The sequence below is a fragment of the Chamaesiphon polymorphus CCALA 037 genome, from assembly GCF_003003845.1.
GTDB lineage: Bacteria > Cyanobacteriota > Cyanobacteriia > Cyanobacteriales > Chamaesiphonaceae > Chamaesiphon > Chamaesiphon polymorphus.
Genome location: NZ_PVWO01000457.1, coordinates 1 through 4760 on the forward strand (window position 1 = coordinate 1; position 4760 = coordinate 4760).

4 protein-coding genes and 1 pseudogene are annotated in these 4760 nt (G+C 46.0%); 1 reads left to right on the plus strand and 4 read right to left on the minus strand.

Annotation, left to right across the window (positions count from 1 at the left end; all coding sequences use genetic code 11):
• A partial coding sequence (locus tag C7B77_RS24255; RefSeq protein ID WP_146138492.1) for a DUF4132 domain-containing protein occupies positions 1–1412 on the plus strand: 1412 nt, incomplete at its 5' end.
• Between the two features lie 253 nt (positions 1413–1665).
• Here the strand turns inward: C7B77_RS24255 and C7B77_RS24260 are convergent.
• From C7B77_RS24260 to C7B77_RS24275, 4 genes and pseudogenes are all read right to left on the minus strand, one after another.
• A pseudogene (locus C7B77_RS24260) lies at positions 1666–2367 on the minus strand (IS630 family transposase); the annotation flags it as partial.
• A 10-nt stretch (positions 2368–2377) separates the two neighbouring features.
• Positions 2378–3371, minus strand: a protein-coding gene (locus tag C7B77_RS24265; RefSeq protein WP_106310973.1) for an IS1/IS1595 family N-terminal zinc-binding domain-containing protein whose coding sequence is annotated in 2 segments (ribosomal slippage) — positions 2378–2998 and positions 3000–3371 — 993 coding nt in all. Because the reading frame shifts where the segments join, the coding sequence is not laid out codon by codon here.
• A gap of 250 nt (positions 3372–3621) precedes the next feature.
• Positions 3622–3921, minus strand: a complete 300-nt coding sequence (locus tag C7B77_RS24270) for a YkvA family protein (RefSeq protein ID WP_106310976.1) — start codon at positions 3919–3921, stop codon at positions 3622–3624.
• A 202-nt stretch (positions 3922–4123) separates the two neighbouring features.
• The gene (locus tag C7B77_RS24275) at positions 4124–4579 is read right to left on the minus strand and encodes a hypothetical protein (protein ID WP_106310979.1); all 456 of its coding nucleotides are present in this window, start codon (positions 4577–4579) and stop codon (positions 4124–4126) included.
• Between the last annotated feature and the right edge of the window lie 181 nt (positions 4580–4760).

The following is a 4760-nucleotide window of genomic DNA, read 5'->3' on the forward strand; positions in this document are numbered from 1 at the left end:
ATCCAGGCAAACAGCGCGAACCCGATATCCTCAGCCGCTATCAAACCTTTCAAGAATTCCTCCGCACCAGCAAAAAATTTGGCTCCCAACGCCGCGCTAGCGAAAAACTCGCCGTCGAAATCGGCATGGAAAACCTCGCCCGCACCGCCGGATTCGCCGATCCGCAACGATTGCAATGGGCGATGGAAGCCGCCGCTATTGCCGATTTGGTCGAAAAACCGCAAGTAGTCGCGATCGAAGATACTACCATCTCCCTGAGCATTACCACCACAGGCACCCCCGAAATTACCATCACCAAAGCCGGAAAAACCCTCAAAGCAGTCCCCGCCAAACTGAAGAAAAATCCCGATATCGAGGCATTGCTCGATCGTAAACAATCGATCGTCAAACAAGCCTCCCGAATGCGGATTTCCCTCGAACAGGCAATGGAGCGCGGCGATGCCTTTACCAAAGCAGAACTCCACCAACTAGCCCAGCACCCCGTCCTCGCCCCAATGCTGCGCCAACTCGTCCTCATCGCCACCACTGGCACCGAGATCGGCTACCTCGAACCCAACGGCACCGAACTAGTCTCGCCCCACGGCACAGTCACGATTACCGCCGAAAAATTCCGCATCGCCCACCCCCACGACCTCCTCGTCACCAAAGAATGGCATCTCTGGCAACAAGAATGTTTCACCACCGCCCGCCAGCAGCCCTTCAAACAAGTCTTCCGCGAACTTTATGTCACAACTGCCGCCGAACAGACCAAGACAGGTTCCAAACGCTATGAAGGGCATCAAGTCAATCCCCGCCAAGCGATCGCCCTCTTCGGACAACGCGGCTGGATCTCCTCCCCCGACGAAGGCTTGCGCCGTACCTTCCACCAAGAAGGACTGATCGCCCTCGTCTCCTTTGCCAATGGCTACTACACCCCCCTCGAAGTCGAAGGCTTGACGATCGATCGACTCAATTTCTACAAACGCGACGAATGGAAACCCCTCCCCCTGGCTGACATCCCCCCACGCATCTTCAGCGAAGTGATGCGCGATCTCGATCTCGTCGTCAGCGTCGCCCACATCGGCGGCGTAGATCCCGAAGCCAGTGCCTCCACCGTAGAAATGCGATCGAGCATCCTCCGCGAAACCTGTCGCCTGATGAAACTAACTAACGTCCAAATCCAAGGCAGCCACGCCCTAATTAATGGCGAAATCGGCACCTATTCGGTACATCTGGGCAGCGCGATCGTCCATCGTCAACCAGGCGGCGCACTCTGCATTCTCCCCGTCAGTTCCCAACATCGCGGACGACTATTTTTACCGTTTGTGGATGACGATCCGAAGACGGCCGAAATCATGTCGAAGGTGTTGCTGTTAGCTAAGGATCGGGACATTCAAGATCCGACAATCTTGGAGCAGATTTTAGCTAAGTAGTTAAATTTCAAAAAAATTAAGGCAGTTGTACTGTGTCTTCCTCTCGATCGAATAATTTACCTTTCGGATACTCTTTAAGATTAGCTACTCAACAAGATATAGGAAGAATACTCTTTTTTTCCTGGCATGATTCTTATCTTGATATAATCACCCTAATCTTAGTGGCTGTACTGCTAATAATATTTTAGCAGCTAATATACAACTACTCTATGTTAATTTTTACAAGTTTTTTGTATAGCAACCGCCAAGGCGATTAAGACACTACACTTAAAACACTTTCGATCGCGTCTCGAAGACAATCAAATTGAGCAATTTGCTTACGGATTCGACTTTTCAACCACGACCAACATCGTTCAATTTTATTTAGATCGGGTGAGTAAGGTGGTAAATATTGTAACTGACAACCTGCGGCTTCGATTAATTCTTGAATTTTGCCACCTTTGTGGAAAGTTGCATTATCCGCAATTATCAATTGTCCAGGTTTAAGGCTTGGAACTAAACAAGTTTCTAGCCAGGTTTCAAATACGGTTCGGTTACAAGCTCCCTCAACTGTGAAAGGTGCAAATAATTCACCATTACACCAAGCCGCAATCATGTTCACTCTTCCGCCTCTGCTGCCACTTTTCAATGCATGAAACCTTGCTCCTCTCTCATTCCAACCATAACCATATTCATCTCTGTTGTCCATTCCTGATTCATCTATGTAGACTAATTCTTGGACTGAATAATTTATAATTTTTTTAACGAATTCTTGCCTTTTCTCCTCAGATCTTTCTCGATATCCGTAAGTTTTTTTTTTACGAGTTAGCCCAATTTTTTTTAAAGCTCTGGATATTGTTCGATCGCTAATTTCTCCATCCCACAGTTTAGCCATCTCTACTTGTGTTTTCTCGCCATTAACTTTGGCAAATTCCCTGAATTTCTCCCAATCAGTTATTTTATGCCCATTTCCCGGCACTGCTCAGTTATGGAGTGACACATTTAAAGCTTCTGGTGGAAAGCAATTCGAGCATCGTAATCGGGCGATTGATGTAACCCATTGCCATCGCTGGAGTTTCCATCTTGCCCAACCCCCAATGTGGTCTGACCCAATTGTGAATCATCCGCTGCATATTCAATGCTCGGTTCAATCCTTCAACCGCCTTGGCGTACAAATTTTGCCTTCTGCGGTATCCGCTAGCTCGTCTTCGTAAAGAGCTGTTTTGGGCTTCATTATGATTAGCATGTACGTCTGATTTAGGACTAATTGGGGTGAATGGATGCTCTTGCTTTAACCACTCAATATGTGGTTTTCCCTGAGAACCCTTGACCTTGATGGCTACTTCTACTCCTTCTCTCCATACTTTCCGGTACTGATAGGTTAGTGGCATTTCACTTGACTTGAGACGCACACTAGCGAGCTTCCATAGCTCTTTTCCATACCGTCGCTCCCCGTCTGTAAACCATCTGATTGATTCACTCGATCGTGCCCAATTCCATGCACTTGTGACTCCGTTTTTAAACAACTGAGCATTCTTTAATCCAGCCTGTGCTTCAATCCAGTAACGGGTTTCTCGTTCGATAAAATGGATTGTCCATCCTTCACTTTCTGCGGGGGGGAAGGTTCTCGCCAATGCGAGTATACACCTCATCTCCTTCAATTGTTATTTCTTTTTCTGCTGGTGCTGGCGGTGACCAATTCGATATTGCTGCCGATAAATGTTTTTCCCAATTAACTACACTATTTGCCGCCACTCCCAAAATTCGGCCTGTCGCTCTCAAGCCTAATCCTTCGCTTCTTGCTTTCATTGCCAATGTGATTGTTGCTACTGGCGTTTTTAGCTTCGCCATTGGTGTCCCACTTCGCTCATTAAATCTTCTGCCACATTCTTTGCACAAGTATCTTTGAACTGATTTCCCTCCCGCTCGATTTTTGCCATTTCTAACTGTCAGCTCACTTTCACAATATACGCAGTTCATTTCCCTCTATTGCATACTCTGACTCCATTATAGCAATCACCCTTTACCTGAACAGTGCCTTTAACGGTACGACTTAGTTTTCACGAGCAGGTAGAAGATGAGCAGAAAGAAGCAATCTGTCTTCAAGTCAACTATGCCTTTCGAGAATTTCAACAGAATTTAAATCACCCTTAAATCAATCGATCTTTAATAAAAAATATCCCCGACTTATTCAATAAGTCGGGGATACAAACTCACTTTTTTGGAAAACTTATGATTCGGTAGCAACTGCCCGAACATCTATAACTTGGCCAGATGCATCTGGAGTATTCGGTGTCGATCGATTAGTTTTAGATTGCAATTTTGTCTTAGCAACTTGCGCGACTTCCGACACTAGTAGAGAAATAATTAGCGTATCATCAACTAACCCAGCAAAAGGTAAAAAGTCAGGAATCAAATCGATCGGGCTGAGTAAGTAGGCGATCGATGCAGCTACAACCCACCAGCGATATTTAGGATTTTGTAATAAACCACGATACCAGTTGTGCAGAGATTGAATATTGAAGTTCATCGCTTGATTCCTGATGTGCTTTTGTCTGTACTTATATCATCTCAAATTCCCAAGATTTGTACAGGTACGGTAAACCCATTGTTTATGGTGGTTGTTCCCACTTTAAGGGTGGATGGGTGGATGGGTGGATGAGTAATGAGTAATGGGTAATGGGTAAAAGAATCATTCTCTCTCCCAGTCTCCTCGTCTCCCAGTCCCATAACTAGGCGACGTTACCGAATAAATAATGGGTCATTTCGCCGCAGATGCCTTCGAGTTCGATCCGGCTCGATTCTGGCAATCCAAAGCCGATGTAACTAAGTACTTCTTCCCAGGCTTGCAGTTCTGCCATTGTCTTTACTTGGCGCAATTTTTCGGCATAAAAATTATGCCAAAACAGGGGTGCGATGTGGTCGTATTTTTTCCAGCGTTTGCGCCAAGCGCGAACATCTCGATGATTGGGTAAGGCTACACCGACGATCGGTGGTAAGTCAGCATAACTGACAAAGGTACTCGTCTTTTTACCAACCACATGCACCACATATCGCCAACAATTGACTTTGTAAATCTCATCTGGCGATCGCTTCAGGTGCATGGCTACAGCAGATTTGGTTACAAATCGACTTTGCGGATTGGTAACTACTGGCGTGGGCGCGGGTTTGGGTGAGGCTAACAACATTTGAGGACACCAAAAAGGGCGAAGGAATTATTGGTGATGCACGGAGTCGGGGTGGGTTTACAGAATCGATCTGATTGTTAGGTAGATTTACTAATATTATAGTACATTTTTACCAAAATGGGTAGGGATGAAGCTCGATCGTAACCTGAATTTCGATCGAAATTCAAGCCCCCACATATGG